Here is a 24916-nt window from a genome sequence, read left to right as displayed (position 1 = left end):
GCACGCGGCCAGTGGGGCGGCATCAGACCGACCACGCCCGCACGATGTCGTCGGGCCCCCAGACAAGGTCCACAGCCCCAGCCGGAAGGTTGACCCCAGAGCGGCTGACGACGACCAGCCCGCTGGTCCCGGGCTGAAAACCCGGAATCATCGGGGCGTGGCGGCGCAGGTCGTCGAGATGGTGCCGGTCGAAGGGGCCGTCCTGCCACTTGATCGAGCCGGCGAACGCGATGTGCGAGGCGATCGGGGCGCGGTCGGCGCCGACAAGGTCGATCTCCGGGTTGGACTGCCGGTTCCACCAGCCGCCGACCTCCCACGTGTCGGTCCAGGGCAACTCGCCAGCGCCAGCGGAGATGGCCAGCGCGTCGCGGATGATCGGCTCGACGGCGTTGCCCCGCCAGGCGGACCACCGACTGTCAAGGGTGGCGCGAGCGGCAGCTGTCCGATCACGCAGAACCAGTTGCTGCACATCGCGCAGAATGGCCAGGTACAGACGCAGGTTGCTGTCGGCGATTCGATACTGGGCCAGTTTGCTGGGCTTTGTGGAGAGCGGCTTGTCCACAGCCAGGATCTGTTTCTCCTCGACGAGCCGATGCAGCAGCGGCGACAGGGTGCCGGAGCTGACCGGGCCACTGCGGTCCCCGGCGGCGGCGGCGATGTTGCTGAACGTGCGGCTACCTGTCCCGCCGACCGCTTCCAAGATGCGCCGGGCAGTGTCCGGAGCGGGAAACTCCGACGCCAGGGACTGTTCAGGGACGGTGAACAACGCTGACGTCTTGTTGGCGATCTCCTGACTCAGGAAATCGGCGGGTGGCGTTCCCGGCAGCCATTCCAGGGCGATACCGGGCAGTCCACCGGTGATCAGGTACGCATCGATCGCGTCCGCGCCGCCCAACCCGGTCACGGCGGCGGTTTCGGCAGGATTGAACGGGCCGAGGACCATGTTCGTGGCCCTTCCGTAGAACGGTCTGTCGTACTCGGTGAATCGCTGCATCATGTGCAGATCACTGCCGAGCAGCAGCAGGAGCACCGGCTTGCTGGAGATGAGCCGATCCCAGGCGACCTGAAGGTGCCCGTCGAACGTCGCGTCCTGCTCGGAGATCCAGGGCAGTTCGTCGAGGACGACCACACTCGGCGTATCGGGCAGGACACCCGCCAAGATCCGCAGCATGTCTCCCCAGCCACCGGCCGGCGGCTGGGACGGCAGAAGATCACGACCGCCAGCGGTGAGCAGCGACGAGTCGCGCAGAGCGCTGAGAAAGTAGCCGACCGCTTCGGTGCTCGACGCGCCCTTGACCGCGGTGTAGAAGCAGTACGGCAGGTCGACCCGGTCGCACAACTCCTGTACCAGCCGCGACTTGCCCACCTGCCGCCGTCCACGGATGGCGACAGATCGCCCTTCGCCGGTGCGCTTCACTTGATCAAGCTGCCGGCCGAGCCTGTCAAGTTCCGCGCGACGCCCGACGAACATCGGCGCTCCCGAAGCTAGATTGAATCTTACTTCGAAGCAGTCTACCTGGATTCGGCGTCGCACCGAGGCGCTAGCTTCCGGCGGTGAGCTACGACATGTTCGTTCAGCGGTTCGAACAGGGCGACGCCGCCCCGATGCCGGGCGATGCCTTTCTGGCCGTCTTCGCGCCCAGGGCCGACCATCGGGAGCCGCAGTACAACTACTGGCACATCAGCGCCGACGACGGCAGCACCGCGGACGTCTACGCCACCCTTGCCGACGACACGCTCCGCAGTCTGATGATCAGCCGGTTCTCTGGCGGCCCCATTCTCGACATGCTCGTCACGTTCCTCGGACTCGCCGATGCCGTTGTGCTCCCACCTGGCTGCCCCGCCCTGCTCGCACACGAAAATCAGCGGTGCCACCTACCCGAGGATCTTCGCGCCGACGCCGTGGTCGTTCAGTCCGGGGCGGACGTAGAGCGCGTCCTTCGGAGCTGCTAGGCGATGTCTAGCGCACATGTTCGGTTACGGGACATGCTGCCCTCGCGTCCCACCACGGCCCTTTACAAGATCCGTTAGGCCGATTGATGACGGAGCGGGCCGGCGGAGACGATGCCGATATGGACGCATGGGCGGACGGCGACCTGGATGGCGAGTTCGAGCGGCAGCTTGACGACCTCCTGGCCGAGCTGAACTCAGACTGGGTGGAGCCCGAACTGCCGCCGAGGTTCGCGAGTAACGAGGCTTTCCGTCGCTACCACCGAAGGGGCGGCAAACGCTGGCAGCTTGCCTGCGTCCTTCGAGAACGCCCTGACCTGGCGGCCACCCTGGCCGACCGAGTCCTGGCCGCCGTGGTCTGCGACGAACACGTGGCCGCCAATCGCCAACTCATCGAGCCGATGTTGGCAGCGGTGGGCCGCCGCAGGGTCCAGGAGTACCTCATCTCGGTCGTCACCTCTGGATCACTGCTGCAACGCGTCTGCGCGGTCCGCGCCTGGTATTGGTCGCAGGCCGTGCTCGTGTACGAGTCACCTGAGGCCGTGACCAGCGGGCAGCCCACGAGGGGTAGCCAGGCCCAGGATGACGAGGTTGTCGACCTGCGCGCGTGGTATCGGGCAGCCTGCCTCACCGCCTTCGTCGACTGCGACCACAACCCCACACGCGAATGGCTCGCCCGCGGCTTCATCCTGGTCGAGTCCTTCTATCCGGCGAACCTGCACCGCCGGGTGGCTGCGGCCCGCGCTATCGCCGAATCCGACCCGATCCGGTTCAAGGAACTCATCGCCGCGACCACGGATGGAACGAACCTCGCTGCCATCCGGCCCGCTGGTGATCGCTGAGTTCCACCCCCACCGCGAGGCCCGAGACCCCCACCACCAAGCCCGCGAGTTCTGGCCGGGCTGGCGATTCTTCTCCGGCTAGGGCGTACCCGCAGCCCCTTGCCCTTCAGCCGGTGCGCCAGAACTACACGCAGGCCGGCCTCCACATTCCAAGCCCGTGGGTACACGCGACAGGGAAGCACCCAGCATCGTCTGCTTCATCGACCACATCGAAACCGCGTGGCAGAAGACGAGCGACGGCGAGATAGCGCAGACATCGATCCCATATCCCGCTCACGTGCAGGCACCCCTCAATGTGGCGGTGCCGCCGACCGCCTAGCGAGTCGTTCGCCAGGCAGCATCCGCCCCGGATTTGGGCGTACCGTGGCTGGTGGCAGGCCAGCCGGTTGTAGCGGTCGGTGGGCCGCCCCAGACCGCTACCGGGGAGCCCTGATGACGAACCCGACCACCGGTGACAACCTCGCTCGACTCCGCCGAGCTGCGAAGCTCACTCAAGAGCAGCTGGCCGAACGCGCCGCGCTGAGCGTCGAGACAGTCCGAAAGTTGGAACAGAACAAGCCCGGCTCGGCTCGCCTGGAAACCCTTCACGCGTTCGCCCGCGCGCTCGGTGTGCCCACCACCGCGTTGATCGGTGACGCGTCCGGAGCCGCCGCCCGGGACGAGCCTCACCATCGCCCGCTGTCCCTGGCCGAGATCCGCCGAGCGGTCGCCCCCGTGCACGGGCTGACCGGTGCCGCGCTGGCCGCGCCCGTTGGCGACCCACCACCCGCCGATACGCTCCGGACGAGACTGCGTGCCGTCGACCGGGCGTACCAGGCCAACGACTACGCCACCGCGCTGACCGCCCTGCCACCGCTGCTGCTCGACGTACGCGCCGCCGTGAGCCTGGCCGCTGACGATGACGAGCCGGCCGCGTTCGCTCTGCTCGCCCGCACCCTTCACCTGACCGGGAACCTGCTCATTCAGCTACGCGCGGGCGACCTGGCGCAGACCGCACTCACGGACGCGCTGACCGCCGCACGCCGGTCCGGGGACCAGGTGGTCGCGGCCACCGTCATCCAAGGACTGTGCTGGCTGCTGACGCGGCAGGGCCGGTTGGCGGAGGCCGCCGAGCTGGGTGTGTCGACCGCCGACCAGGTTGAGCCCCGTTTCTCCCGCGCCACCCCTGGCGAACTCGCGGCGTGGGGCTGGCTGCTGATGGGTGCCGCAGCCGCGCACGCCCGGGACAACCGACCTGACGACGCCGCCGAGCTGGTCAACGCTGCCGCGGCGGCGGCGGTCCGGATCGGCGAGCGGGACCCGGGTGGGGAGCACCTGATGATGGTCGGCGGGTTCAACGCCGGCCGGGTGCAGATGGCACGGGTCGAGGCGGCGGCAGTGGCCGGCGACCCGGGACGGGTGCTCACACTCGCCGAGGCGGTGCCGCCGGGGCCGACGCCCGTCGGGTCGAGTTGGCAGCGTCACCGCCTGGACGTGGCATGGGCGCACGCCACACGCCGCCAGTTCGTCGAGTCGGAGGCGATCCTGATCGATCTGGGGCGCCTGGCGCCGGCGTGGCTACGGCACCAGCGCTATGCCCGGGACATCGTGCAGACCATCGACGAAGGTCGGCGGCGAGCGATGACCGACGATCTGGCCGCTCTGGCTGACCTGGTCGGATACAAGAACTAGTACGGAAAGTACGACCGGCGTCACTCATCGTCGCACGTCGTGCGGCCAATGCCTGGAAGGTCGTCGATCTACCCGCGAACCTCGTGGTGAGGGTCCGGTAACCGGCTATTGCGCCCGTGACGTCCGGCTACCGGGCCCTCGCCGGGACGGCGTCGGGTGTGGCATCTATGCCTGTTGTCGATGCACGCGGTCGCCCCCGCCGTCCCCCAAAGAAAGGGCAGGGGCGGCCGTGCCGGACGGGGCGGCCGCCTCCGCTCCTGAGGCGAGAGGGCACCGATGAGGAATCCGTTCCGCCGGCGGCACCGGCAACCCGTGCAGCTCGACCAGACCGGCCCAGCGACCTGCTACGAGCAGCGTGCCGGCGCACATCCCGGCGACCGGCCGGCGTGGGCCGGCCCGACGCTCATCATCACCACCAGGTCTCCCTTGATGACCCGTGGCCAGCGCTACCGCAGCGGCGGCGACCGGTGAGCCAGGGTCAGGGCCAAGTCGACGCCATCATCCGGTGGGAGACTCCGCCTCCGGTGGCCCGTCGACCGGCCACCCGCGACGGGATGACCCCGGTGGAGCGGGTCCGGCGGATGGCCGCCGAGCTGCGTGCCCGCCCCGGTGAGTGGGGTGTCGTCGCCGAGGGCGCCAACGCCCGCGCGCACACCACCCGGATCCGTGAGGGCATGGTGCTGGCGTGGCGACCGGCCGGCGCGTTCGAGGCAGCAGCCCGCACCGTCGACGGGCGGATCACCATCTACGCCCGCTACGTCGGAACAGCCCGGTGATGGGCGAGGAACCCACGACTCTCCGGGCGGCCCGCGCCGACCTGGCGCAGCGGTCGGCCAGAGCGCTCGGCGAGCGCCTGGAGGGTGAGCACCTGCCCAGCCGGCCGACGTGGGACTGCCGAACCTGCGAGACCCCGTGGCCCTGCGACCCGGCGCGCGTTCGTCTCGCCGAGACGTACGGCGGGAACCGGGTCAGCCTGTCCATGTACCTGGCGTCGCTGCTGGACGCCGCCCTCGTCGAGATGCCGGACACCCCGGCCGCGGAGCTACACGAGCGGTTCGTGTCCTGGACCCGGTGACCGCCACCACGGCCAGGAGCAGAGGGCCGCCCACCGCCGCGGCTAGACTGACCCGGCCCGTGAGCTGCCCAGATCCCGCCATCAGATCGGAAAGCACCGTGCAGGTATCCCAGGCCCTGGACGTGATGGAGGCCCTACTGCGGGCATCCGAACACCCGGACATCACCGCGATCGAGCGGTACGGACAGGACGCTCAGGTAGGGGGCCAGTCCCCTCCCGGAATCTCGGTGCTGCACAAGTCATCGGACACGCGGGCGTTGCTCACGGCCCTCCCCGCACCGCGTGACGCCACGCCGGTGCAGCTGCCCACGGAGCCGCTGTCGATGCAGCACCGGGCAGCTCGAATGCTCGTGTTCGCGCACCACCTGCTGGACGCCACTCGCCCCGAGGTCTTCGCCTCCTGGGAACTCTGCTCTGAGCCAGGCACGAAGGGGCCGGTCGCTGCGGCGATCCGGATCGCTGCCCGCGATGGCTCGGTGATCTACCTGCGGGGCCTCGCGGCGTCGGGCTCGATGCGCGAACCCGAGACCGACCCTCACCCGGACTACCAAATCCCGCAGGGAGTCCAGTCATGGCACCTCAGTCCCAGTGCGGCACGTCCGGGGCCCGTGTCGGCGTAACCCCCGGCAAGCCCGCCCCCGCCCATCAGGCGATGGGCAGCCGGGGCACGTGCCCCGGCACCGGTCGACCCACGATGTAACAGCAAGCAGCCCCGCTCTCGGTGGGAGCGGGGCCGCTACGCGTCTCGACGCTGGGGCCGTTGTGTCGACGCTGCGGCCTCTGACCGTCAGAACGTGTGCTGCGAGTCGCGGGTAGCTGGTCGACGGGTCACCGGCGGCGGAGTCTCCCACCGAATGATGGCCTGGCTCTGGCTCACCGCATGTCCCCGCAGGTGCGAGGGATCGCGCCCGGCGGCAGCGTGGGCGGGTCGGCCCACTCGGGTTCGGGATAGGTGCCACCGGGCTCGCCCTGGTCGACTTGCACTGTCCGACGGCGCCAGCGGAATGGTCTGATCATCACGACAACCTCCATACGGCATCCTCGTTACTGCTCGTATCCGTGCGATCTACCCTGCGGCGGTACGCTCAGTGGAGTCGATGTGTTGCGGGTTGCCGGGGAGCATGAGCAGCCCGGCAATCCCCGGCGGAAGGCCGAGACATGCCATCGTTCGGCGCCCAGATGCGGGCAGCACGGCAAGCCCGAGGCCTCAGCCTGGCCGGCCTCGCCGAGCTGCTTCCCGCCGACAAGGGTCACCTATCTCGGATCGAGAATGGCCACCGTCGACCCGGTGAAGACCTGGCCCGCCGAGTCGACGAAGTCCTCGGCACCCGCGGCGAGCTGATCACGTGCGCCGCCCTGGACGTGTCCGCCGCCCTAGATGCCCGACCTTGGGAAACCGCCGAGCTACTGCACCGGATGCGGGCTGGCGCGGAAGCCACTCGCATTGCCGCCCGTCAGCTCGGTGACGAAGCCGGCCACACCGGCATCACCGGCTGGTCGTGGGAGATGGCCGCATGGTTTGCCCTCACCCAGTCTCGTCACGGCGCGGTGCTGGCCGCCTCTCGTGCCGGACAACTGGCCGCCGGACGGCAAGGGGTGACGGTGCAACTGATCGCCCAGGAAGCTAAAGCGCTGGCTCGACTCGGCGACGCTCCCGCAGTACGCGAGGCGCTGGACCGTGGCCGCCAGTTGCTCGACGCCCTGCCGGCACCGGACCGGCCCGACAACCACTTCGAAGTCGATCCGGACAAGTGGCTGTTCTACGCCATGGACGCCTACCGGCTCGCCAGCGACGACGCCCCGGCAGAGCACTACGCCACTGAAGTCATCCGCACCGGCACCAGCCCCAACGGCGTCGAGCGGTCACCGATGCGGGTAGCCGAGGCCCGCCTCACCCTCGCCGCCACCGCCGTGCGTTCCGGCGACCTGGAACGCGCTGTCGATTCGGGGCTTGCCGCGTTCACTGCGGCTCGACGATCCCTGCCGTCCCTGCTGCTGGTCGCTGGCGAGGTCGACGCCGAGTTGCACCGCCGGTATCCACGGGAACACGCCACCCAAGACTTCCGGGAAGCGTTGAACGCGCTCAGGTAGGACTCTCCCCGGTCGGACGCGAGACGGCCCGCCAGGCGCGATCCTGGCGGGGCGTTACCAACTGGCTGATAAGCACGCGTCCGGCGCACACGTCTGGCCCGGTCTCAGGGCCGCCGACCAAGTACTGGCACCACGCTCAGACGCACCGCCACCGCGGCGAAGTGGTTATCACCAGTTGCTGAATCGATCGCCGGTTAAAAGATCAAGTTAGTCGAGGGCGACGTCGAGGTCCGGCAGTTCCGGTTGGAAACGGGTGACCGGAGTGGGTCTCCGACGGGGCTCCCCACGATCGTGAAAACCGGCGCAATGATTGACCTTGACGCCAGTGTCAATGTTCTAGCATCGCCATGGGCACGAGGGGGTGATCGAGATGCGCATCGGAGAGCTGGCCGACAGTTGCGGCGTCAGCACCAGGTCCGTGCGGTACTACGAGCAACAGGGCCTGATTGCTCCGCGTCGTGCCTCCAACGGATATCGGGAGTACGACGAATTGGCGGTGGTCAGAGTCCGAAACATTCGTGAGCTTCTTGAATCCGGATTGACCGTCGAGGACATCCGGCTCTCGATCGAGAAGGGCTGCCTCGACCAGCCATTGAGCACCCTGCCCGTGTGTCCCGACGCCATCAGGATCGCCGCCGACCGGCTCGGAGCCCTCGACCGGCGTATCGCCACGTTGCAGGACCTGCGCAGGCGGCTCGCCAGGCAGATCCTGGACACCGAGACGGCGATGGCCTGCGACGGGACCCTCGTGGCCGACGAGCGGGTTCCCGCCAGCGCCACCTCCAACAGCCACTGAATCCCTGCACTACGGGCGGACCGGCGATCCGGACCGCCCGCTCGACGCTGCCCGGAACGCCCCGTCAGGAGCTTGCCGTGACCATCGAACACGACGTTGAGACCGAGAACGAAGCGGGCCTGTCGTCCCGGCACTGGCTGGCTCTGACGGTCCTCGCCGGAGCGCTCGCGCTCGACATCGGCAGCATGAACGTCATCAACGCCGCGTTGCCGGGCATGCAGCGGCAGTTCGCGCTCGACAGCTCCGTCCTGCAATGGATCCTGACCGCGTACGCCGTCACGTTCGCCGGGTTCCTGCTGCTCGGCGGTCGCCTCGCCGACGTGTTCGGCCGCCGCCTGGTGTTCGGTCTCGGGGTCGCGCTGTTCACGGCGGCGGCGCTGGCTGGCGCTCTGGCCCCCAACGTCGAGGTGCTCATCGCCGGTCGCGCATCGCAGGGGCTGGGAGCGGCTCTGTCCGGCCCCGCCGCCATCGCGCTGCTGTCCGATGTCTTCCCGGTGGGGCCGGCCCGCAACCGGGCCTTCAGCATGTACGCGGCGATCGGTGCCGCCAGCGGCAGCGGTGGTTTCGTGCTCGGCGGCGTGCTGACCGACCTGTTCGGCTGGCGGGCGGTGTTCGCGTTCTCCGTGGTCCTCGGCCTCCTGGTGCTGCTGCCCCTGCGGGCGGCCCTGCCGGCTACGCCCCGCAACCCGCATCCCCTCGACGTGCCGGGTGCGGTCCTGGTCACGGTGGGCCTGCTGTTGGCGGTCCTCGGTGTCAGCCGGGGCGGCTCGGCTGGCTGGGACGACGCCGGGGCGGCCGGCTCGGTCGCCTGCGCCGTCCTGCTGCTGGTCGGCTTCGTCGTCTGGGAGCGGCGTACGGCCGACCCGCTGCTGCCGCTGTCCGTGCTCCGTCCCGCTCCCGTGCGGTTGGCGACTCTCTCGGCGTTCCTGCTCTACACCGCAGCGCTGGGTCTCCAGTTCTTCGCCCCGCTCTACCTACAGGAGATGCTGGACTACTCGCCGTTCCAGTCCGGTATCGCGGTGATGCCGTTCTCGCTGAGCGTCTTCCTCGTGGCCAACCTCTTCACCGGTCGCCTGCTGTCCCGCTTCGGCCAGAAGATCATGCTCGCCGGCGGGCTGGTGTTGATCGGTCTGGGCATCCTGGCCTGGGCGTGGACTCCGCTGGACGGCAACTACTGGCTGCACATGCTGCCCGGCCTGATCGTCATCGGGATCGGCGTCGGCTCGGTGTTCCCCACCATGACCGCCGCGTCCCTGACCGGAGTGCCGGCGGAGCGGCACGGCGTGGCAGGCGCCGTGAACGTCACCGCCCAGCAGGTCGGCGCCAGCGTCGGTGTGGCGGCCCTGGTCGTCGTCGCGGCGACGACCACGGTCAGCGCCGACGGGCAGGCCGGTGTCCTGCATGGCTACCACGTCGCCTACGTGGTGGCGGCGGTCGCCTGTGTGCTCGGTGCCGTGCTGGTGAGCCTGGTCCCGTCCTGGGAGCGGGGCGCCTCGGCCGATGCCGAGTCCACAGCGGTCTGACCGGGCGGTGGACCGCGGTACCGCTGCTCCCTATGTCGCCTTCATCGTCAGGAGACGGGTATGAGATTCGGACTCTCCCTCGAGCCGCAGGCGTGGCCGCGTGCCGGGGGTGACGCCATGCTCCGGGCAGCGCGTGATGCCGAGCGGATCGGTCTGGATTATGTCCTCATGTCCAACCACGTGCTGGAGAACCCGCACGGTGCTGGCCACGATCCGGTGGTCCTTCTGGCGGCGATTGCCGGCGCGACGACCCACATCGGTATCGCGACGAGTGTGCTGGTCCTGCCCTACTACCGGCCCGTGGTGCTGGCCAACCAGATCGCGACGCTGGACGTCATGTCGGCGGGTCGCCTGGTGGTCGCCGTCGGCACCGGATGGAATCCGCAGGAGTTCGACGCACTCGGGGTGCCGATCCGGCTCCGGGGCCAGCGGACCGACGAGTGCCTCGAAATCATGAAGGCCCTCTGGTCCGGCACCACCGGGGGCCTGGACGCCAGGTTCGCCGGCCTCCGCGACGCGATCATCGGCGTACCACCGCACCGACCCGGCGGGCCGCCGATCTGGGTGGGCGGGCACAGCGACGCGGCGATCCGGCGTGCGCTGCGGTTCGGCGACGGCTGGCACGGCTCCGGCATCAACCACGAGGAAGCACGCTTCTTCCGGCGCCGGATCGAGGAGCTTGCCGACGGTACGGGGCGCGACCCGGCGACGATCGAGATCAACACGGTCGGGTTCCTGGTGCCGCGGGGAATACCGGCGGTCCGGCCAGTGCCGGGCCGGCTGCTCGGCGGCACCGACGCCACCACCGAAGCGATCGTCGAGGACCTGCGCCAGCTCGCCGACGCGGGTGTGACGATGTGCTCGTTGTGGATGCCCATTGACGGCCGCCTGGTGGGCGAGGCGTTGGAGTGGCTGGCCAGCGAGGTTCTTCCCCATGTGGAGCCGACGAGCTGGTCCGGTCCACGCCACCGGGTATGAAAGGCCGATGCCCGCGTCGCCGCTGAGGGACGTCTCGCGCTGCTACTTCCAGCGGAAGTGGACGAAAAGTCGGCCGAAGTTCTTGGAGTCTTTTTCCACGCGGTGGTAGAGCTGCTTGACGTCCTTCTGGTCGAGGAACCGCAGCACCCGCTTCTTGAGCTGACCCGACCCCTTGCCGGGGATGATCTCCACGAGGGTGGCCTTCTTCGCCACCGCCTCGTCCATGATCCCGCGCAACGCGCGGTCGATGTCCTGCCCCTTGTTGAAGATCTCGTGCAGGTCCAGCTTGAGCTTCATGCCACGGCCCCCGCCCGGTCAGGTCCCATGCCCGCCATCCTAGGCACGCCCGGCGGCCCACCCGCCGGACGACGAAGGGGCGGTCCCGCAGGACCGCCCCTTGCACCGTCACCGGTCCACGCTCAGCGCGTGCCACCCACCCGGGTCTCCACCCGCTCCAGCGCGATCCGGTAGTCGTCGTTCGTCGCGTACATCGCGGCGGCGATCCGCAGGTGCCGCAGCGCGTCGGTGTGTCGGTTGAGCCGTTCCAGCGTCCGACCGAGCACGTGGTGCGCGTAGTGGTCGCTCGGGTCCCGGTCGACAAGCTCGCGCAGGTGCTCCTCGGCCCGGTTGAGCTGGGCCGACTGGAAGTACGCCCGGGCCAGCAACTGCCGCACCGCCGCGTTGCCGGGTTCGGCGGCGACGATCGGCTCCAACAGTCGGGCCGCTCCGCTCGGGTCACCGGTTTCGAAGAACATGGTCGCCCGCCGGTAGTCCGCCAGAAGATCCATCTGCCCACCTCCTCGGGTCGCACCGTCACCTGTTCCGACGCTGGCACAACACCGGCCGTTTGGCGACTGTTCCCGGGCCACAAAAGGGTCAGGCGCGGGCGTCCCGGCGTCCGGCGAAAAGCTCCCAGGCGCGGACACCGCCGACAATCCCGGCCGTGTTCGGCACCACCACCACGTCGTCGCCCATCCGGGCCAACTGCTCGGGCCGGATCAGCCGGGAGTTTCCCCCGCCCAGATAGAGCCGGTCCCAGCGGAACACCGGGCGGAGCCCGTCCACCACCTGCCGGATCCGCCGGGACCAGAACGCGTCGCCGAGCCGCCGCCGTTCCGGCTCACCCACGTACGTGTCGTAGGTGGTGCCCCAGCGCACCGGCGCGTGCGACAGCTCCAGGTGCGGCGCGAGCACCCCACCGTCGTAGAGCGCGCTGCCCAGCCCCGTCCCCAGGGTCAACACCAGCTCGCACCCGGTGCCGGCGACCACTCCGGCGCCGTGCACCTCGGCGTCGTTGAGCACCAGCGCCGGCACCCCGAACGCGTCGGCCAGCGCGCCCCGCGCGTCCCAGCCGGACCACTCGGCGAGCAGATCCGGGTCGACCCGGCTGCGCGGGCCGCTGCGGGTCACGTAGTGCGGCGTCGCCACCACCACCCCGTGCCGGATCATCCCCGGTACGCCGACGGTCAGCCGGTCCGCCGTCGGCAGGCGCCCGCCCAGATCCAGCAGGGTCCGGACGAAGAGCGCGGGCGGCAACGGGTACGGGGTCGGCACCCGCAACGGCCGGGCCCGCATCGTCCCCGCCTCGTCGAGCACGGACGCCTTGATGCCCCCGCCGCCACAGTCGATCGCCAGTGTGGTCACCACGCCGTTGAGTCTGCCCGCTGCCGTCGGCTGGTATGCCAGCAGCCGGATAGGCTGCCGTCCTGATGAGTGCCACGATGATCGTCAAGGACCTGGCCGCCGGGCATGGCGACCGCCCACTCTTCTCCGGGCTGGACCTGGTGGTCGCCCCCGGTGACGTGATCGGCCTGGTCGGGCCGAACGGGGCCGGCAAGTCGACGCTGCTGCGTACCCTCGCCGGGTTGTTGCCGGTCGAGGCCGGCAGCGTGCGACTCAGCCCGCCCACCGCGAGCGTCGGGCACCTGCCGCAGGAGCCGGAACGGCGACCGGGCGAGACAGTGCGGGACTTCCTGGCCCGCCGGACCGGGGTGACCGCCGCGCAGGCGGCATTGGACACGGCGACCGAGGCGTTGACCGCCGGGGCGGTGGGCGCCGACGACGCGTACGCCGACGCGCTGGAGCGCTGGCTCGCCCTCGGCGGCGCGGACCTGGACGAACGCGCCGAGCAGGTGAGCGCGGACCTGGGGCTCGCGGTCGACCTGGACCACCCGACGACCGGTTTGTCCGGCGGTCAGGCGGCCCGTGCCGGGCTGGCCTCGCTGCTGCTCAGCCGCTACGACGTGTTCCTGCTCGACGAGCCGACGAACGACCTGGACCTGGCCGGTCTGGAGCGGTTGGAGGAGTTCGTGACCGGGCTGCGGGCCGGCACGGTGTTGGTCAGCCACGACCGGGAGTTCCTCCTCCGCACGGTGACCCGGGTGCTGGAGCTGGACCTGGCGCAGCAGCAGGTCAACCACTACGGCGGCGGCTACGCGGCCTACCTGGAGGAGCGCGAGGTCGCGCGCCGGCACGCCCGCGCGGACTTCGAGGAGTACGCCGACACCAGAGCCGGGTTGGAGGCACGCGCCCGCACCCAGCGCGGGTGGATGGAGAAGGGCGTGAAGAACGCCCGCCGCAAGGCCACCGACAACGACAAGATCGGCCGCAAGTTCCGCAGCGAGGCGAGCGAGAAGCAGGCCGCCAAGGCCAAGCAGACCGAACGGCTTATCGAACGGCTCGACGTGGTCGAGGAGCCCCGCAAGGAGTGGGAGCTGCGGATGGAGATCGCCGCCGCGCCCCGCGCCGGCGCCGTCGTGGCCACGCTGCGCTCCGCGGTGGTACGCCGAGGCGGGTTCACCCTCGGCCCGATCGACCTCCAGATCGACTGGGCGGACCGGGTCGCGGTGACCGGGGCGAACGGCTCGGGCAAGTCCACCCTCCTGGCCGCGCTGCTCGGGCGGCTCCCGCTGGACGCCGGCACCGCCTCGCTCGGGCCCGGGGTGGTGGTCGGTGAGGTGGACCAGGCCCGAGGGCTGTTCCTCGGCGACGCGCCGCTGATCGACGCGTTCCACGCGGCCGTACCCCACATGTCGCCGGCGGACGCGCGGACCCTGCTGGCCAAGTTCGGGCTCCGGGCGGCGCACGTGCCGCGACCGGCCGCCACCGTGTCCCCCGGTGAGCGGACCCGGGCGGCGCTGGCGCTGCTCCAGGGCCGCGGGGTCAACCTGCTGGTGCTCGACGAACCCACCAACCACCTCGACCTACCCGCCATCGAGCAGCTCGAGTCGGCGCTGGCCAGCTACCCCGGAACGCTGCTGCTCGTCACCCACGACCGGCGGATGCTGGCCGCCATCGAGACCAATCGGCGACTGCGGGTCGACGGCGGGCGGATCGCCGAAGATTGATCCGTGCCAGCGGGGCTGGCTGCCCGGGGTGAGAATGACGCCATGCTCAAGTGGGAGTACGCCCTGCTGGTCCGCCGCCGCCAGGCCGCGACCAACGACCTCGGCTGGGAGGTCGTCTTCGTCTGGTACGGCCCGGACGGCTCGATGGTCGACGTGACGCCGTACGGCGACACCTCGCTGGCCCACCTGAACCGGGCCGGTGACCAGGGCTGGGAGTTGGTCGCGATGAGCGAGGACCCGTCCCTGCCCGGCCACCACGAGCTGCACCGCTATCACCTGAAGCGGCCGAAGCCCGCCGCACCGCAACCCCGCCAACGGATCCGCGGCAGCCGCCGTACCCTCTCGGGCTGATCCGACCGGCCCGGTGGCCGGCGCGGCCCGTCGGCGCGGCGAGGCGACCTGGCCTGCCGCTTGTTCGCAGGAGCCGAATCTGGCTGGTCGCGGTTCGGCTCCTGGCGGCGGTGGGTCCTTTGCGCGTGATGCCCCTGAGTCGTCTTGATGCCTGTGTGGCATCAAGACGATTGCCGTCCTGCCCCGCATTCTGCGACACGCCCATGGGCCGCCGCGCCGGAGCAGGCGACGACGCGGACGAGCGGGGCATACCGGGCGCGATTGCGGGTAACGCGCGGCGGGAGGTGGCCCGAATGGTCGCTTTGGCACAGACTCCACCCTCGGCCGACCGGCTGCGGGCGATCGACGAATCCCTCACCCAGGCATGGGCGGACCAGGCTCGGCACGACGACCGGCTGCGGGGCTTGGCGGTCGAGGTGCGGTTCGACCGAGGGGTGGCCCATCTCAGCGGAGACGTGGCCGAGCCCGCCGAGCTGCGGCTGGTGCGTGAGCTGGTGGGCCGGTTGGCCGGCGTCTACGGCGTCTGGTGCCGGGTCGGCATCGGCGGACGGGCACCGGTGATCGTGGACCTCGGGTGTGGCCCGACCAAGCAGTGGTCGGGAAACCTGGGGCTGGACATCTACCCGGCACCCGGGGTGGACGCGGTCGCGGACCTGTCCGGCTCGCTGCCGCTGGCCGACAACTCGGTGGATGTCCTCTTCGCGGTGCACATCCTGGAGCACCTGATCGACTTCCTGCCGCTGGTGGACGAATGCCACCGGGTACTCCGTCCGGGTGGTGTGCTGCACGTGATGAGCCCCTGGTGGGGGCACGTGAACGCGGTGGCCGACCCGACGCACGTGCGGCTGATGGACGTGCAGACGTTCAAGGGGATCTGCCAGCTCCGGCCGCCGGGCGCCCCACGGTGGTACCCACTGCACGCGGGCTGCGACGGCGCCTCGATCTTCGCCGACCTGACCCCCCTCCCCCCAGAAGCCGACCCAGCCCCCCAGTCCCACCTAGCCCGCTTCTTCGACTAACCCCACCCCCACCCCCCCACCACCCCCTAGTTGATCGTGGAGTTATAGCGGCGACACGCCGTCATTCAGGGCAATAACCTCATGATCAACGAGGGGGTGGGGGAGGGACGGGGGTGGGTTAGCTGTTGGTGGTTGGGGCTCGGGGGGTTGGGGTTACCGCTGGTTCGTGTTGGGCCAGGCGGTTGCGGCGATAGCCGTAGCCGAAGTAGATGATCGCGCCGAGCAGCATCCAGGCCAGGAACCGCAGCCAGGTCTCCACCGACAGGTTGAGCATCAGGTAGAAGCAGGCCAGCGCCGAGACGATCGGCAGCACCGGGGAGAACGGCACCCGGAACGGCCGCTCCAGATCCGGGCGCTTGCGGCGCAGGATCGGCACCGCGATCGACACCAGCACGAACGCGCAGAGCGCGCCGATGCTGACCAGGTCGGCCAGCGCGGACAGCGGCAGGAAGCCGGCCAGCAACGCGACAGCCACCGTCATGATCGCCGAGATCCGGTACGGGGTGCCCCAGCGCGGGTGCACCGCCGCGATCGACGGTGGGATCAGCCCGTCCCGGGCGATGGCGAAGCCGATCCGACCCATCGCCACCAGGTCGACCAGGATGACGCTGGTCAGGCCGGCGACGGCGGCGATGGAGACCAGCACGGCCGCCCAGCCCGCGCCAACCGCCTCGAACGCCGACGCGATCGGGGCGCCCCTGTCGATCTCGGTGTACGGCACCATCCCCACCACCACCAGCGAGACGCCGATGTAGAGCAGCGTGGAGATCAGCAGCGTGCCGAGCAGACCCAGGGTGAGGTCCCGCTTGGGCTTCTTCGTCTCCTCACCCAGGTTCGCGACGGCCTCGAAGCCGGTGTACGCGAAGAACACCACAGCGGCGGCGCTGAGCACCCCGACGAAGCCGAAGACCGACGGTTCCAGCCCGAAGAGCGCCTGCGTGACAGGTTGCTTGATGCCGTCGTCGCCGCCGCCCGCGGGCTCGGCCGGTGGGATGAACGGGCTGAGGTTGGTGGCCTTGACGAAGAACAGGCCGGCCACCACCACGAACACGCAGATGGCAACCTTGACCAGCACCAGCAGGTTGGTGATCCGGGAGGATTCCCGGATACCGACGATGGCCACGACGCCGAGGATCAGCACGATGGCGATGGCACCGATGTTGACGGTGCTGCCCTCCTCGCCGAACCAGCGGGTCGGCAGGTCGAGCAGTTCGGCCAGGTAGCCGGACCAGCCTCGGGCGACCACGGCGGCGCCGAGCGCGAACTCCAGCAGCAGGTCCCAGCCGATGATCCAGGCGACGATCTCGCCCATCGTCGCGTACGCGTAGGTGTAGGCGCTGCCGGCCGTCGGCACGCTGGAGGCCAACTCGGCGTAGCAGAGCGCGGCGAGCAGGGCGACCACGCCGGCGATGGCGAAGGAGATCACCACGCCCGGTCCGGCGCTGTCCCGCGCCTCGATGCCGGTGAGCGTGAAGATGCCGGTGCCGATCACGATGCCGATGCCGAAGCCGGTGAGGTCGACAGCGCCGAGCCGTCTCTTCAGCCCGAGCGAGCCGTCACTGCCGTCCGCCTCACCCTGGGCTATCACGTCCTTGATTGGTTTTGTGCGCAGCACGGACACCCGGTCACCCCTCCCGCCGTGCGACCACCTGCGTGGCGGTCGGTGACCGCCGTTGCTACCCAGCGGAGCGGTTGGTCAACCACGAACCCTTGCGGCAACGGCCAGACTGTGAAAATTTCCTTCCAGCAACGCGGACATCTAAGGCGAATCTTGCCGCGCGCCGCGAACCATCCGGGAGCCCCAACGAAGGGACACACCGCATGAGAGCCACCCGACTCGGAGCCGCTGGGCTGGTCGCAGCCCTGATCGGCACGTCCGTCACCGCCACCCCCGCGAGCGCCGCGACCGATGCCGCCGCGCCCACCACCACCTGCGTCACCGACCCGGCCACGCCGAAGCGTCAGTTTCGGGCCATGTGGATCTCGTCGGTGGTCAACATCGACTGGCCCAGCAAGGCGTCCCAGAGCAGTCCGGACCAGGTCGCCACGCAGCAGGCCGAGTATCGGGAGCTGCTCGACCTCGCCGAGCGGCTGCACCACAACGCCGTCGTGGTGCAGATCCGGCCCACCGCCGACGCGCTCTGGCCGTCGGCGTACGAGCCCTGGTCGGAGTATCTGACCGGTGTGCGTGGCCAAGATCCCGGCTGGGACCCGTTGGCCTTCCTCGTCGACGAGTCACACAGGCGCAACCTGGAGTTCCACGCCTGGTTCAACCCGTACCGCGTCTCCATGCCGGCGCCCGGCGGTGCCGGCGCCGACCTCACCCAGCTTGCCCCCGGCCACCCGGCCCGGCAGCACCCCGACTGGACCTTCGCCTACCCGCCGGCCGGCGTGGCCGGCAGCCGGCTCTACTACAACCCCGGCATTCCCGAGGTACGCGAGTTCGTGCAGACCGCGATGATGGACGCGGTCCGGCGGTACGACATCGACGGCGTGCACTTCGACGACTACTTCTACCCGTACCCGAGCGGGACCCACCAGGTGCCCGACGACGCCACCTTCGCCGCGTACAACCGGGGCTTCACCGACCGGGCCGACTGGCGGCGGGACAACATCAACCTGTTGATCCGGGAGATGAGCGGAAAGCTCAAGGCGGCGAAGCCGTGGGTGAGGTTCGGTGTCAGCCCGTTCGGCATCTGGCGCAACAGGACCGCCGACCCGCTCGGCTCGGACACCACCGGCAGCCAGTCGTACGACATCATCTCCGCGGACACCCGCACGTGGATCAAGCAGGAGTGGATCGACTACGTGGTGCCGCAGCTCTACTGGTACATCGGCCAGTACCCGGCCGCGGACTACGCGCGTCTGGTGCCGTGGTGGGCCGAGACGGTGCGCGGCACCCGCGTGCAGCTCTACATCGGTCAGGCCGACTACAAGAGCGGCGATCCGGCGTACGGGCCGTACTGGCAGAACCCGCGGGAGTTGTCCGACCACCTGACGCTCAACCGTTCGTACCCGGAGGTGCGGGGCAACGTGCACTTCTCGGCCGTCCAGGTGCGGGCGAACCGGCTCGGTGCCACCGACATCTACGCGGCCGAGCACTACTCGCGCCCGGCGCTGGTGCCGACCATGCCGCACCTGCCGGCCAGGCCGCTGTTCTTCCCGGTGGTCACCAGGGCAGCCCGACAGGCTGACGGGGTACGGCTCACCTGGCGCCAGCCCGCCGCCGGCATCGGCCCACTCGGCACCGCCACCTCGTACGCGATCTACCGCTTCGACGGCACCACGCTGCCCGGCCGGTGCGCCACGGCCGACGCCGCGCACCTTGTCGACACCGTCCGGGCGACGCCCGGCGACACCCAGTCCTGGCTGGACACCTCGGCCGAGCCCGGCCAGCGCTACACCTACCAGCTGACCGCCCTGGACCGGTCAGCCAACGAGAGCCCCACCAGCCCGCCGGCATTCGTCAGGCGCTGACCCGCTCTCGTCGAATGCCCCGGGTGCCCCTGGCAACCGGGGCATTCGCCTGTTTCGACGCATGTCACCAATAGTTTGCGAGACGCATTCCCGCTGGTCGACCCCTTGATCGAAACTTATCGACATCCGGTAACCCGCCGGTAACTTCCGTCCCACCCGCTTACCCCGCGGAGGTAACCCGTGCCCCGACGTCTCGCCACCCTGCTCACCTCGGGCGCGTTAGCGCTGCTCGCCACCCTCGTCATCGCCTCCCCCGCCGCCGCCGTCACCCCCAGCCAACGGCTCTCCGTGCTGTCGAGTTGGACCCAGACAAGCGCGTCCAGCTACACCTCGTGGAACAGCGCCCGAGTCAACCGGGCGCCCTGGGCCGAGTACAACTTCACCTGGTCCACCGACTACTGCTCGTCCAGCCCGGACAATCCGCTCGGCTTCACCTTCAACCTGGGCTGCTACCGGCACGACTTCGGCTACCGCAACTACAAGGCCGTCGGCCAGTTCACCGCCAACAAGCCCCGCCTCGACAACGCCTTCTACGAGGATCTGAAGCGGGTCTGCACCACGTACAACTCGGTCGTCCGGCCGGCCTGCTACAGCCTGGCCTGGACCTACTACCAGGCCGTCCACATCTTCGGTTCGGTAGCGGCCGTCCAGCAGGCCGACATCGACCGCGCCGCCCGAATGAAGGCCAAAGCCGAAGCCCAAGCCCGCCCCTAACAGCTCCCTCCCCCTCCCCCTCTCCCTCCCCCTCTCCCCCACCTCCTCCCCACCCCTCCTCTCGCCCGTTGATCATGGGGTTATTGCCCGTCCGCCCGGCGTGTCGCAGCTATAACCTCATGATCAACCGCAGTGGGGGCGGGGGCGGGGTGGGGGTTTGGGGGTTTGGTTAGGCGCGTTCGGTGCGGGTTGCTGGGTGGCGGTCGGGGTCTACCGGGCGGCGGGGGGTGGGCTGGGACAGGCCGGTGCTGAAGCGTGTCGAATCCGCTGCCAGGTCCGGATGTTCCACGTCCAGTGCCAGCGCTGCCGCCTCGTCCAACCCCAACTCGGCACCCTCGCCGTACGCGTCGTCGAAGACCGTGTCGCCCAGCACCGCGCGCAACTCCGCCTGCTGTTCGGCCCAGTAGCCGCCGAAGATGCCCGGGGTCGCGCGCATGCTCGCCCGGGTGGCCTGCGCCGCCCCGAACAGGCGCGCTGCGGTCAGCCGGTCCCCGCCGATCGCGCAGCGCACCGCTATCGCGTTCAACGTGTCGCAGGCGCGGCCGTGGTAGCCGTGACCCATCCGCGAACGCAGCGCCACCAGCAGGTGCTCGTGTGCCGCGATCACGTCGCCCCGGGCCAGCGCGACCATCCCGAGCAGCATGTCCACCGACCGCCGGCCCCGCTCCACCGGACGGGCCGCCTCCACCGGGCGGACCGCCCCCAGCAGGTCCGCCGCCTCTTCCAGGGCACCCCGCCGCCAGAGCAACTCGGCCAGGCTGAACACCGCCAGCAGCGCCTCGCCGACCACGTCCTGCCCGTGCGCCCAGTCGATGACCTCCCGGCACACCCGCTCGGCCTCGACGAACTGCCCCATGTCCACGAGCGGGGCAGCCCTGCCGGCGAGGACCCGGGCCAGCAGCCCGGCATCACCGGCCTGGCGGGCGGCGGCCTCGGCTCGCTGGGAGTAGCGCAGCTCCTCGGCGAACTCACCGTCCGCGCCGGCGTGTAGCGAGTGCATGTGGTAGACCGCCGCCAGCTCCGCCTCCGGGATCCGCTCACCCGTCTCGGCGATCCGCCCGTACAGTCGAAAGAGCCACAGCCGCCCCTCCCGGGCCAGGCCCCGCTCAAGCCACCACTGGTCCAGGCCGCCAGCCAGACCGAGACCGGCACGGGCGCTGCCGCCGGTGGCGCACCACCGCAACGCGGCGCGGACCTCCCCGGCCAGGGGGTCGAGGGCGTACAGCGACAGGGTCACCGGACGGCCGTCCTGGCCCAGGTGCGCCCGGTCCACCGCGTGGGCCGACCAGGCCACATGCCGGTCCCGGGCGGCCTGCGCCTCACCCGCCTCGGCCAACCGCCGCGCCGCGTACGCCCGGATGGGGTCGAGCATCCGGTAGGTGCTGCCGGTGGCTCGTGGCTCGGCCAACACCATCGACTTGTCCACGAGCACCGAGAGCGGATCCAGCGGGTCGTCACCCAGCAGCCACTCCACAGTCTCCAGGTCCACCGGCCCGGCGAAGACCGACAGCCACCGCAGCAGGCGGGCGGCCCGGGGCCCCAACGTCCGGTACGACCAGGTGACGGTGGCCTGCATGGTCAGGTGCCGCTCGGTGGCCGAACGCTGCACCGCCCTGCTCGCCGGAGTGGGCGGCGACGCCCCGGACGCCGCGGCCACCAGGTCCACGGTGTCCTGCTGGTTGCCGGACCAACCGCGCTCCACCGGCGGCGGATCCGGGTCCTCCCGACCGGCGTCCAAGGTGCCGAGAACGTCGTCCAGGCGCTCCGCGAGCTGGCCGACGGAGAGCACCCGCAGCCGGGCGGCGGCCAACTCGATGGCGAGCGGCAACCCGTCCAGGCGCTGCACCACCCGGCGGAGGTCGGCCGACTCGGCCGGGTCCGGTCGTCGGCCGCCGCGCGCCGCCGCCGTACGGTCCAGCAGCAGCGCCACCGCGTCGCTCTCCGTGCCGTCCGCCAGTGGGTCGACCGAGAGCGGCGGGATCCGCCACACCACCTCGCCCGGCAGGCTGAACGACTCACGGCTGGTCGCCAGCACCCGCACTCCACTCCCACCGGACAACAACCGCGCGATCACCTCCGCGCAGGCCGCCGGTTGGGTGTCACAGGTGTCCAGGACGACAAGCATGCGGCGGGCCGCCGCGTACTCGACGAGGGTGTCCAGCATCGGCCTGCCCGGCTCGGGTCGCAGGCCAAGCACCGCGGCGATCGCGAACGCCACCAGACCCGGGTCGGTCACCGCGGCGATGTCGACGAACCAAACCCCATCCGGGTACGCCTCGACGACCCCGCTGGCCAACTCCACAGCGAGCCGGGTCTTGCCCGCCCCGCCCGCGCCCAGCACCGTGATCAGGCGATGCTGCTTCACGAGCAGGCCCAACTCGACGCGCTCGGTCTGCCGACCCACGAACGACGTCACCTGGGTCGGCAGGTTGTGCGCCACCGCGTCCGCGGTGCGGGGCCGGGGGAACTGCCGCTCCAGGCCCGGCGCGACAAGTTGGAAGAGCCGTTCCCGGTCGTCGAAGCCACGCAACCGGTGCAGGCCCAGGTCGAGCAGTGTCGCACCGGGCGGCAACGGCTCGGCCCGACGGGCGGTGGACGCCGAGCAGAGCACCTGCCCACCGTGCGCGGCGGCGGCCACCCGGGCGGCCCGGTGCACCTCCGGGCTGGCGTAGTCACCGTCGCGCGGCTCGGCGTAACCGGTGTGCAGGCCCATGCGTACCCGGGGTGCGGCTTCGGCGGTGGGCCAGTCGTGGTTGGACAACGCGCGCTGGGCGGTCAGGCAGGCGGTCAGCGCCGCGGCCGCGTCCTCGAAGGCGAGGAAGAACGAGTCGCCCTCGGTCAGCAACTCCGCGCCACCCGTGCTGGCCAGTGTCCGACGCAGCAGCCGTCGGTGCTCGGCGAGCACCGGGCGGTAGTCCGGGCCGAGCAACTGGGCCAGCCGGGTCGAGCCCTCGATATCGGTGAATACGAAGGTCACCCAACCGCTCGGGAGCTGGATCCGTGGCGACATGCGTGGAACCTCCGCCCGTAACGTCGGGTTCATGCTGCCTGAGTCCGAGCGGTAACGCATCGTGAGAACGGCCGGGCAGATGCCGCCTCAAAGTGCCACTCGAACCCGCTCACGGCAAGACCAGCCCACCAGGTGGCGGAGATTGGGGCCGATCAGCAACCGCAGGCGCCGCCGCAGCACCCGCCACCGGCGGGCATCGGAGCGCTGCCGGCCCCACCCCGGCCGGTGACCGCGACCGCGGAGAGCAGCTTGACCGTGTCGGCGTGTCCCGCTGGGCAGGTGGCCGGGTCGGCGGCCGCCGCCATCGAACGGTTGACCTCGAAAGTGTCGCCGCAGGCGCGGCAACGGAACTCGTACCGGGGCATGTGCCCAGGGTACGTGGATCTGACGTCCGGCGGAGGATGGGTGATACTCGACGGGTGGTGGACGGCGAGGACGACACGCGTGTGCAACCGTTACGACCGGCCGCGCCGTTGGACGGGCCACTTGAGGGCTCCGGGGCCGCGCCCGACCCGGTGCGCGCGGTGCCCCGCCCCCGCCGGCCCTGGCTGAGCGGCCGGATCGGGGGTACGCCGGCCACACCCGCCACCAAGGCCAACCCCGCCACGGCCAGCCCGACCGCGAACGCCGCCGGCCCAGACGCGAGCGCCACCGGGTCCAGCACGGACGCGAGCGCCACCACTCTGGGCGCGAAGCCGTCGGCCGCGTCCCTTCCGATCGCCGACGGCAAGGCCGACACGCAGGTCGAGGCTCCCAAGTCCGAAGGCGCGAAGACCGAAGGGTCGAAAGGCGAAGGCCCGACGGCCGCCGACTCAACGGCCGCCAGCTCGGAACCCGCAGGCCCAGAGGCGACCGGTGGCACCGGTGACCCGACCGCGTCGAAGTCCGCCACCGAATCGAAGACCGACGGTGCGAAGGCCGAGCTGCCGACCGACGGCGCGAAGGCCGAGGCGCCGACCGACGGCGCGAAGGCTGTCACAGTGGTTGGCGCCGGGGATCCGGCGAAGACCGGGGATTCGGCGAAGACCAGTGTGGACGAGTTGCCCGTCGTGGCGGCGTCCGGCCGGGCCCGGCGACGGCGGGTGCCGTTCGCGCACGCGGTACGGCTGCCACCGCGCCAGGCGGCAGCCTCCGCCGCCCGTGCGACCCGAGCCTGGGCTCGCCGGCCGAGCGGTCGGCTCACACTGCCCGGCCTCTTCCTGCTGGCGCTGGTGGGCGCGACCGCCGCGGCGGGGGCCCTGCTCGTGCCGGCCACGATCCGCGCACCCCGTCCGGTCGCGGCCGACGCTTCCGGCACGCCCACAGTGCCGCCGGGAGCGCCGTCCGGCCTGCCCACCGGGCAGGTACCGAGCGGCCCCGGACTTCCCGGCGGACTACCCAGCGGCGGGCTACCCAGTGGTGGACTACCCAGCGGTGGACTGCCCAGTGGTGGACTGCCCAGCGGGCCCGCTATCGGGCCGGGGGTCGGTGTTCGTCCGTCGGACGCCCTGGCGGGCTGGGCGCAGCAGGTCGCCAGCAAGGTGGGCATTCCGGCCGTCGCCATGCAGGCGTACGGCTACGCCGAGCTGATGCTCGCCCAGACCAACCGCAGTTGCGCGCTGAGCTGGACCACGCTGGCCGCGATCGGTCAGGTCGAGTCGGGGCACGGCTCGGCCAACGGCGCCCGGCTGGGGCAGGACGGCAAGGCGCTGCCGAAGATCATCGGACTGCCGTTGGACGGTAACGGCGGCCGAATGCGGATCATCGACACCGACCGTGGGGTGCTCGACGGGGACCTGACCCTCGACCGCGCCATCGGGCCGATGCAGTTCATCCCGACCACCTGGCAGGAGATCGGCGCGGACGCCGACAACGACGGGGTCAAGGATCCGCATGACCTGGACGACGCGGCGCTGGCCGCCGGCAACTACCTCTGCAAGGGAGGTCGCAACCTGAGCATCCCCGGCGACTGGTGGAACGCGATCCTCTCCTACAACGACGTACGGCGGTACGCCCAGGACGTCTACGACACCGCCAACCGGTACGGACGGGCCAGTCGCCTGTGAAGTGATCGTCTCGATACGTTGGAGAAC

24 protein-coding genes are annotated in these 24916 nt (G+C 70.6%); 17 read left to right on the top strand and 7 right to left on the bottom strand.

Annotation, left to right across the window (positions count from 1 at the left end; all coding sequences use genetic code 11):
• Positions 1-22: 22 nt before the first annotated feature.
• A complete protein-coding gene (locus tag AB0A95_RS24315; protein ID WP_357558065.1) occupies positions 23-1534 on the bottom strand; it encodes an ATP-binding protein in 1512 nt (503 codons plus the stop codon).
• Positions 1535-1554: 20 nt separating this feature from the next.
• Between AB0A95_RS24315 and AB0A95_RS24310 the strand changes: the two genes are divergently transcribed.
• The 11 genes from AB0A95_RS24310 to AB0A95_RS24260 all read left to right on the top strand — a co-directional run bounded on the left by AB0A95_RS24310 (position 1555) and on the right by AB0A95_RS24260 (position 10926).
• Positions 1555-1953, top strand: a complete 399-nt coding sequence (locus AB0A95_RS24310; protein ID WP_357558064.1) for a hypothetical protein — start codon at positions 1555-1557, stop codon at positions 1951-1953.
• Between the two features lie 86 nt (positions 1954-2039).
• Entirely contained in the window at positions 2040-2792 is a 753-nt protein-coding gene (locus tag AB0A95_RS24305; RefSeq protein WP_357558063.1) for a hypothetical protein, read from the top strand.
• Between the two features lie 432 nt (positions 2793-3224).
• Positions 3225-4463 carry a helix-turn-helix transcriptional regulator gene (locus AB0A95_RS24300; RefSeq protein ID WP_357558062.1) on the top strand — a complete coding sequence of 413 codons (1239 nt, stop codon included), beginning with the start codon at positions 3225-3227 and terminating at the stop codon, positions 4461-4463.
• Between the two features lie 276 nt (positions 4464-4739).
• The gene (locus tag AB0A95_RS24295; RefSeq protein WP_357558061.1) at positions 4740-4934 is read left to right on the top strand and encodes a hypothetical protein; all 195 of its coding nucleotides are present in this window, start codon (positions 4740-4742) and stop codon (positions 4932-4934) included.
• Positions 4931-5239, top strand: coding sequence for a hypothetical protein (locus AB0A95_RS24290; RefSeq protein WP_357558060.1), 309 nt, complete (start codon positions 4931-4933; stop codon positions 5237-5239). Before AB0A95_RS24295 ends, AB0A95_RS24290 begins: the two co-directional genes overlap by 4 nt.
• A complete protein-coding gene (locus tag AB0A95_RS24285) occupies positions 5239-5538 on the top strand; it encodes a flavin reductase (protein ID WP_357558059.1) in 300 nt (99 codons plus the stop codon). Before AB0A95_RS24290 ends, AB0A95_RS24285 begins: the two co-directional genes overlap by 1 nt.
• Before the next feature lie 98 nt (positions 5539-5636).
• A complete protein-coding gene (locus AB0A95_RS24280) occupies positions 5637-6158 on the top strand; it encodes a hypothetical protein (protein WP_357558058.1) in 522 nt (173 codons plus the stop codon).
• A gap of 538 nt (positions 6159-6696) precedes the next feature.
• Positions 6697-7629, top strand: coding sequence for a helix-turn-helix transcriptional regulator (locus AB0A95_RS24275; RefSeq protein WP_357558057.1), 933 nt, complete (start codon positions 6697-6699; stop codon positions 7627-7629).
• Between the two features lie 370 nt (positions 7630-7999).
• Positions 8000-8425 (top strand): MerR family transcriptional regulator, encoded by a 426-nt coding sequence (locus AB0A95_RS24270; RefSeq protein ID WP_357558097.1) that lies wholly within the window; start codon positions 8000-8002, stop codon positions 8423-8425.
• A 77-nt stretch (positions 8426-8502) separates the two neighbouring features.
• Positions 8503-9948: an MFS transporter gene (locus AB0A95_RS24265; RefSeq protein ID WP_357558056.1), complete on the top strand. Its 1446-nt coding sequence runs from the start codon at positions 8503-8505 to the stop codon at positions 9946-9948.
• Between the two features lie 60 nt (positions 9949-10008).
• Positions 10009-10926 (top strand): TIGR03619 family F420-dependent LLM class oxidoreductase, encoded by a 918-nt coding sequence (locus tag AB0A95_RS24260; protein ID WP_357558055.1) that lies wholly within the window; start codon positions 10009-10011, stop codon positions 10924-10926.
• Between the two features lie 42 nt (positions 10927-10968).
• Here the strand turns inward: AB0A95_RS24260 and AB0A95_RS24255 are convergent, their stop codons facing one another.
• The 3 genes from AB0A95_RS24255 to AB0A95_RS24245 form a co-directional block, all read right to left on the bottom strand.
• Positions 10969-11223: a Smr/MutS family protein gene (locus AB0A95_RS24255; RefSeq protein ID WP_007465523.1), complete on the bottom strand. Its 255-nt coding sequence runs from the start codon at positions 11221-11223 to the stop codon at positions 10969-10971.
• A gap of 122 nt (positions 11224-11345) precedes the next feature.
• A complete protein-coding gene (locus tag AB0A95_RS24250; protein ID WP_357068371.1) occupies positions 11346-11714 on the bottom strand; it encodes a tetratricopeptide repeat protein in 369 nt (122 codons plus the stop codon).
• A gap of 88 nt (positions 11715-11802) precedes the next feature.
• Complete coding sequence (locus AB0A95_RS24245; protein WP_357558054.1) at positions 11803-12573, bottom strand: ROK family protein; 771 nt, start codon at positions 12571-12573, stop codon at positions 11803-11805.
• Between the two features lie 62 nt (positions 12574-12635).
• Here AB0A95_RS24245 and AB0A95_RS24240 point away from each other — a divergent pair, with 62 nt between their 5' ends.
• The 3 genes from AB0A95_RS24240 (at position 12636) to AB0A95_RS24230 (ending at position 15643) form a co-directional block, all read left to right on the top strand.
• Entirely contained in the window at positions 12636-14273 is a 1638-nt protein-coding gene (locus tag AB0A95_RS24240) for an ABC-F family ATP-binding cassette domain-containing protein (RefSeq protein WP_357558053.1), read from the top strand.
• A gap of 42 nt (positions 14274-14315) precedes the next feature.
• Positions 14316-14624 carry a hypothetical protein gene (locus AB0A95_RS24235; RefSeq protein WP_357558052.1) on the top strand — a complete coding sequence of 103 codons (309 nt, stop codon included), beginning with the start codon at positions 14316-14318 and terminating at the stop codon, positions 14622-14624.
• Between the two features lie 293 nt (positions 14625-14917).
• The gene (locus tag AB0A95_RS24230) at positions 14918-15643 is read left to right on the top strand and encodes a methyltransferase domain-containing protein (RefSeq protein ID WP_357558051.1); all 726 of its coding nucleotides are present in this window, start codon (positions 14918-14920) and stop codon (positions 15641-15643) included.
• 118 nt (positions 15644-15761) lie between these two features.
• Here the strand turns inward: AB0A95_RS24230 and AB0A95_RS24225 are convergent, their stop codons facing one another.
• Positions 15762-17264 carry an amino acid permease gene (locus AB0A95_RS24225; RefSeq protein ID WP_357558050.1) on the bottom strand — a complete coding sequence of 501 codons (1503 nt, stop codon included), beginning with the start codon at positions 17262-17264 and terminating at the stop codon, positions 15762-15764.
• A 200-nt stretch (positions 17265-17464) separates the two neighbouring features.
• Here AB0A95_RS24225 and AB0A95_RS24220 point away from each other — a divergent pair, with 200 nt between their 5' ends.
• Entirely contained in the window at positions 17465-19120 is a 1656-nt protein-coding gene (locus AB0A95_RS24220; RefSeq protein ID WP_357558049.1) for a family 10 glycosylhydrolase, read from the top strand.
• A 180-nt stretch (positions 19121-19300) separates the two neighbouring features.
• Positions 19301-19834 (top strand): phospholipase, encoded by a 534-nt coding sequence (locus AB0A95_RS24215; RefSeq protein ID WP_357558048.1) that lies wholly within the window; start codon positions 19301-19303, stop codon positions 19832-19834.
• Between the two features lie 169 nt (positions 19835-20003).
• Here AB0A95_RS24215 and AB0A95_RS24210 read toward each other — a convergent pair whose 3' ends face one another.
• Together AB0A95_RS24210 and AB0A95_RS24205 are read right to left on the bottom strand one after the other, a co-directional pair.
• Complete coding sequence (locus tag AB0A95_RS24210; RefSeq protein ID WP_357558047.1) at positions 20004-22844, bottom strand: adenylate/guanylate cyclase domain-containing protein; 2841 nt, start codon at positions 22842-22844, stop codon at positions 20004-20006.
• Positions 22845-22996: 152 nt separating this feature from the next.
• Complete coding sequence (locus AB0A95_RS24205; protein WP_357558046.1) at positions 22997-23209, bottom strand: zinc ribbon domain-containing protein; 213 nt, start codon at positions 23207-23209, stop codon at positions 22997-22999.
• A gap of 36 nt (positions 23210-23245) precedes the next feature.
• On the opposite strand from AB0A95_RS24205, the gene AB0A95_RS24200 reads away from it, so the two are divergent.
• Positions 23246-24889 carry a lytic murein transglycosylase gene (locus tag AB0A95_RS24200; protein ID WP_357558045.1) on the top strand — a complete coding sequence of 548 codons (1644 nt, stop codon included), beginning with the start codon at positions 23246-23248 and terminating at the stop codon, positions 24887-24889.
• The last annotated feature ends 27 nt before the right edge of the window (positions 24890-24916 follow it).

This window comes from Micromonospora sp. NPDC049230 (genome assembly GCF_040647875.1).
Classification (GTDB): Bacteria; Actinomycetota; Actinomycetes; order Mycobacteriales; family Micromonosporaceae; genus Micromonospora.
Note: the sequence above shows the minus strand (reverse complement) of the source record. Positions and strands in the feature narration are given on the sequence as shown.

Bases quoted from the DNA above. Each gene is read 5' to 3' on its own strand.
- AB0A95_RS24305 (WP_357558063.1), top strand. From the start codon at position 2,040: ATGACGGAGCGGGCCGGCGGAGACGATGCCGATATGGACGCATGGGCG.
- AB0A95_RS24300 (WP_357558062.1), top strand. From the start codon at position 3,225: ATGACGAACCCGACCACCGGTGACAACCTCGCTCGACTCCGCCGAGCT.
- AB0A95_RS24295 (WP_357558061.1), top strand. From the start codon at position 4,740: ATGAGGAATCCGTTCCGCCGGCGGCACCGGCAACCCGTGCAGCTCGAC.
- AB0A95_RS24285 (WP_357558059.1), top strand. From the start codon at position 5,239: ATGGGCGAGGAACCCACGACTCTCCGGGCGGCCCGCGCCGACCTGGCG.
- AB0A95_RS24275 (WP_357558057.1), top strand. From the start codon at position 6,697: ATGCCATCGTTCGGCGCCCAGATGCGGGCAGCACGGCAAGCCCGAGGC.
- AB0A95_RS24270 (WP_357558097.1), top strand. From the start codon at position 8,000: ATGCGCATCGGAGAGCTGGCCGACAGTTGCGGCGTCAGCACCAGGTCC.
- AB0A95_RS24260 (WP_357558055.1), top strand. From the start codon at position 10,009: ATGAGATTCGGACTCTCCCTCGAGCCGCAGGCGTGGCCGCGTGCCGGG.
- AB0A95_RS24255 (WP_007465523.1), bottom strand. From the start codon at position 11,223: ATGAAGCTCAAGCTGGACCTGCACGAGATCTTCAACAAGGGGCAGGAC.
- AB0A95_RS24250 (WP_357068371.1), bottom strand. From the start codon at position 11,714: ATGGATCTTCTGGCGGACTACCGGCGGGCGACCATGTTCTTCGAAACC.
- AB0A95_RS24240 (WP_357558053.1), top strand. From the start codon at position 12,636: ATGAGTGCCACGATGATCGTCAAGGACCTGGCCGCCGGGCATGGCGAC.
- AB0A95_RS24235 (WP_357558052.1), top strand. From the start codon at position 14,316: ATGCTCAAGTGGGAGTACGCCCTGCTGGTCCGCCGCCGCCAGGCCGCG.
- AB0A95_RS24230 (WP_357558051.1), top strand. From the start codon at position 14,918: ATGGTCGCTTTGGCACAGACTCCACCCTCGGCCGACCGGCTGCGGGCG.
- AB0A95_RS24220 (WP_357558049.1), top strand. From the start codon at position 17,465: ATGAGAGCCACCCGACTCGGAGCCGCTGGGCTGGTCGCAGCCCTGATC.
- AB0A95_RS24210 (WP_357558047.1), bottom strand. From the start codon at position 22,844: ATGTCGCCACGGATCCAGCTCCCGAGCGGTTGGGTGACCTTCGTATTC.
- AB0A95_RS24205 (WP_357558046.1), bottom strand. From the start codon at position 23,209: ATGCCCCGGTACGAGTTCCGTTGCCGCGCCTGCGGCGACACTTTCGAG.
- AB0A95_RS24200 (WP_357558045.1), top strand. From the start codon at position 23,246: ATGGGTGATACTCGACGGGTGGTGGACGGCGAGGACGACACGCGTGTG.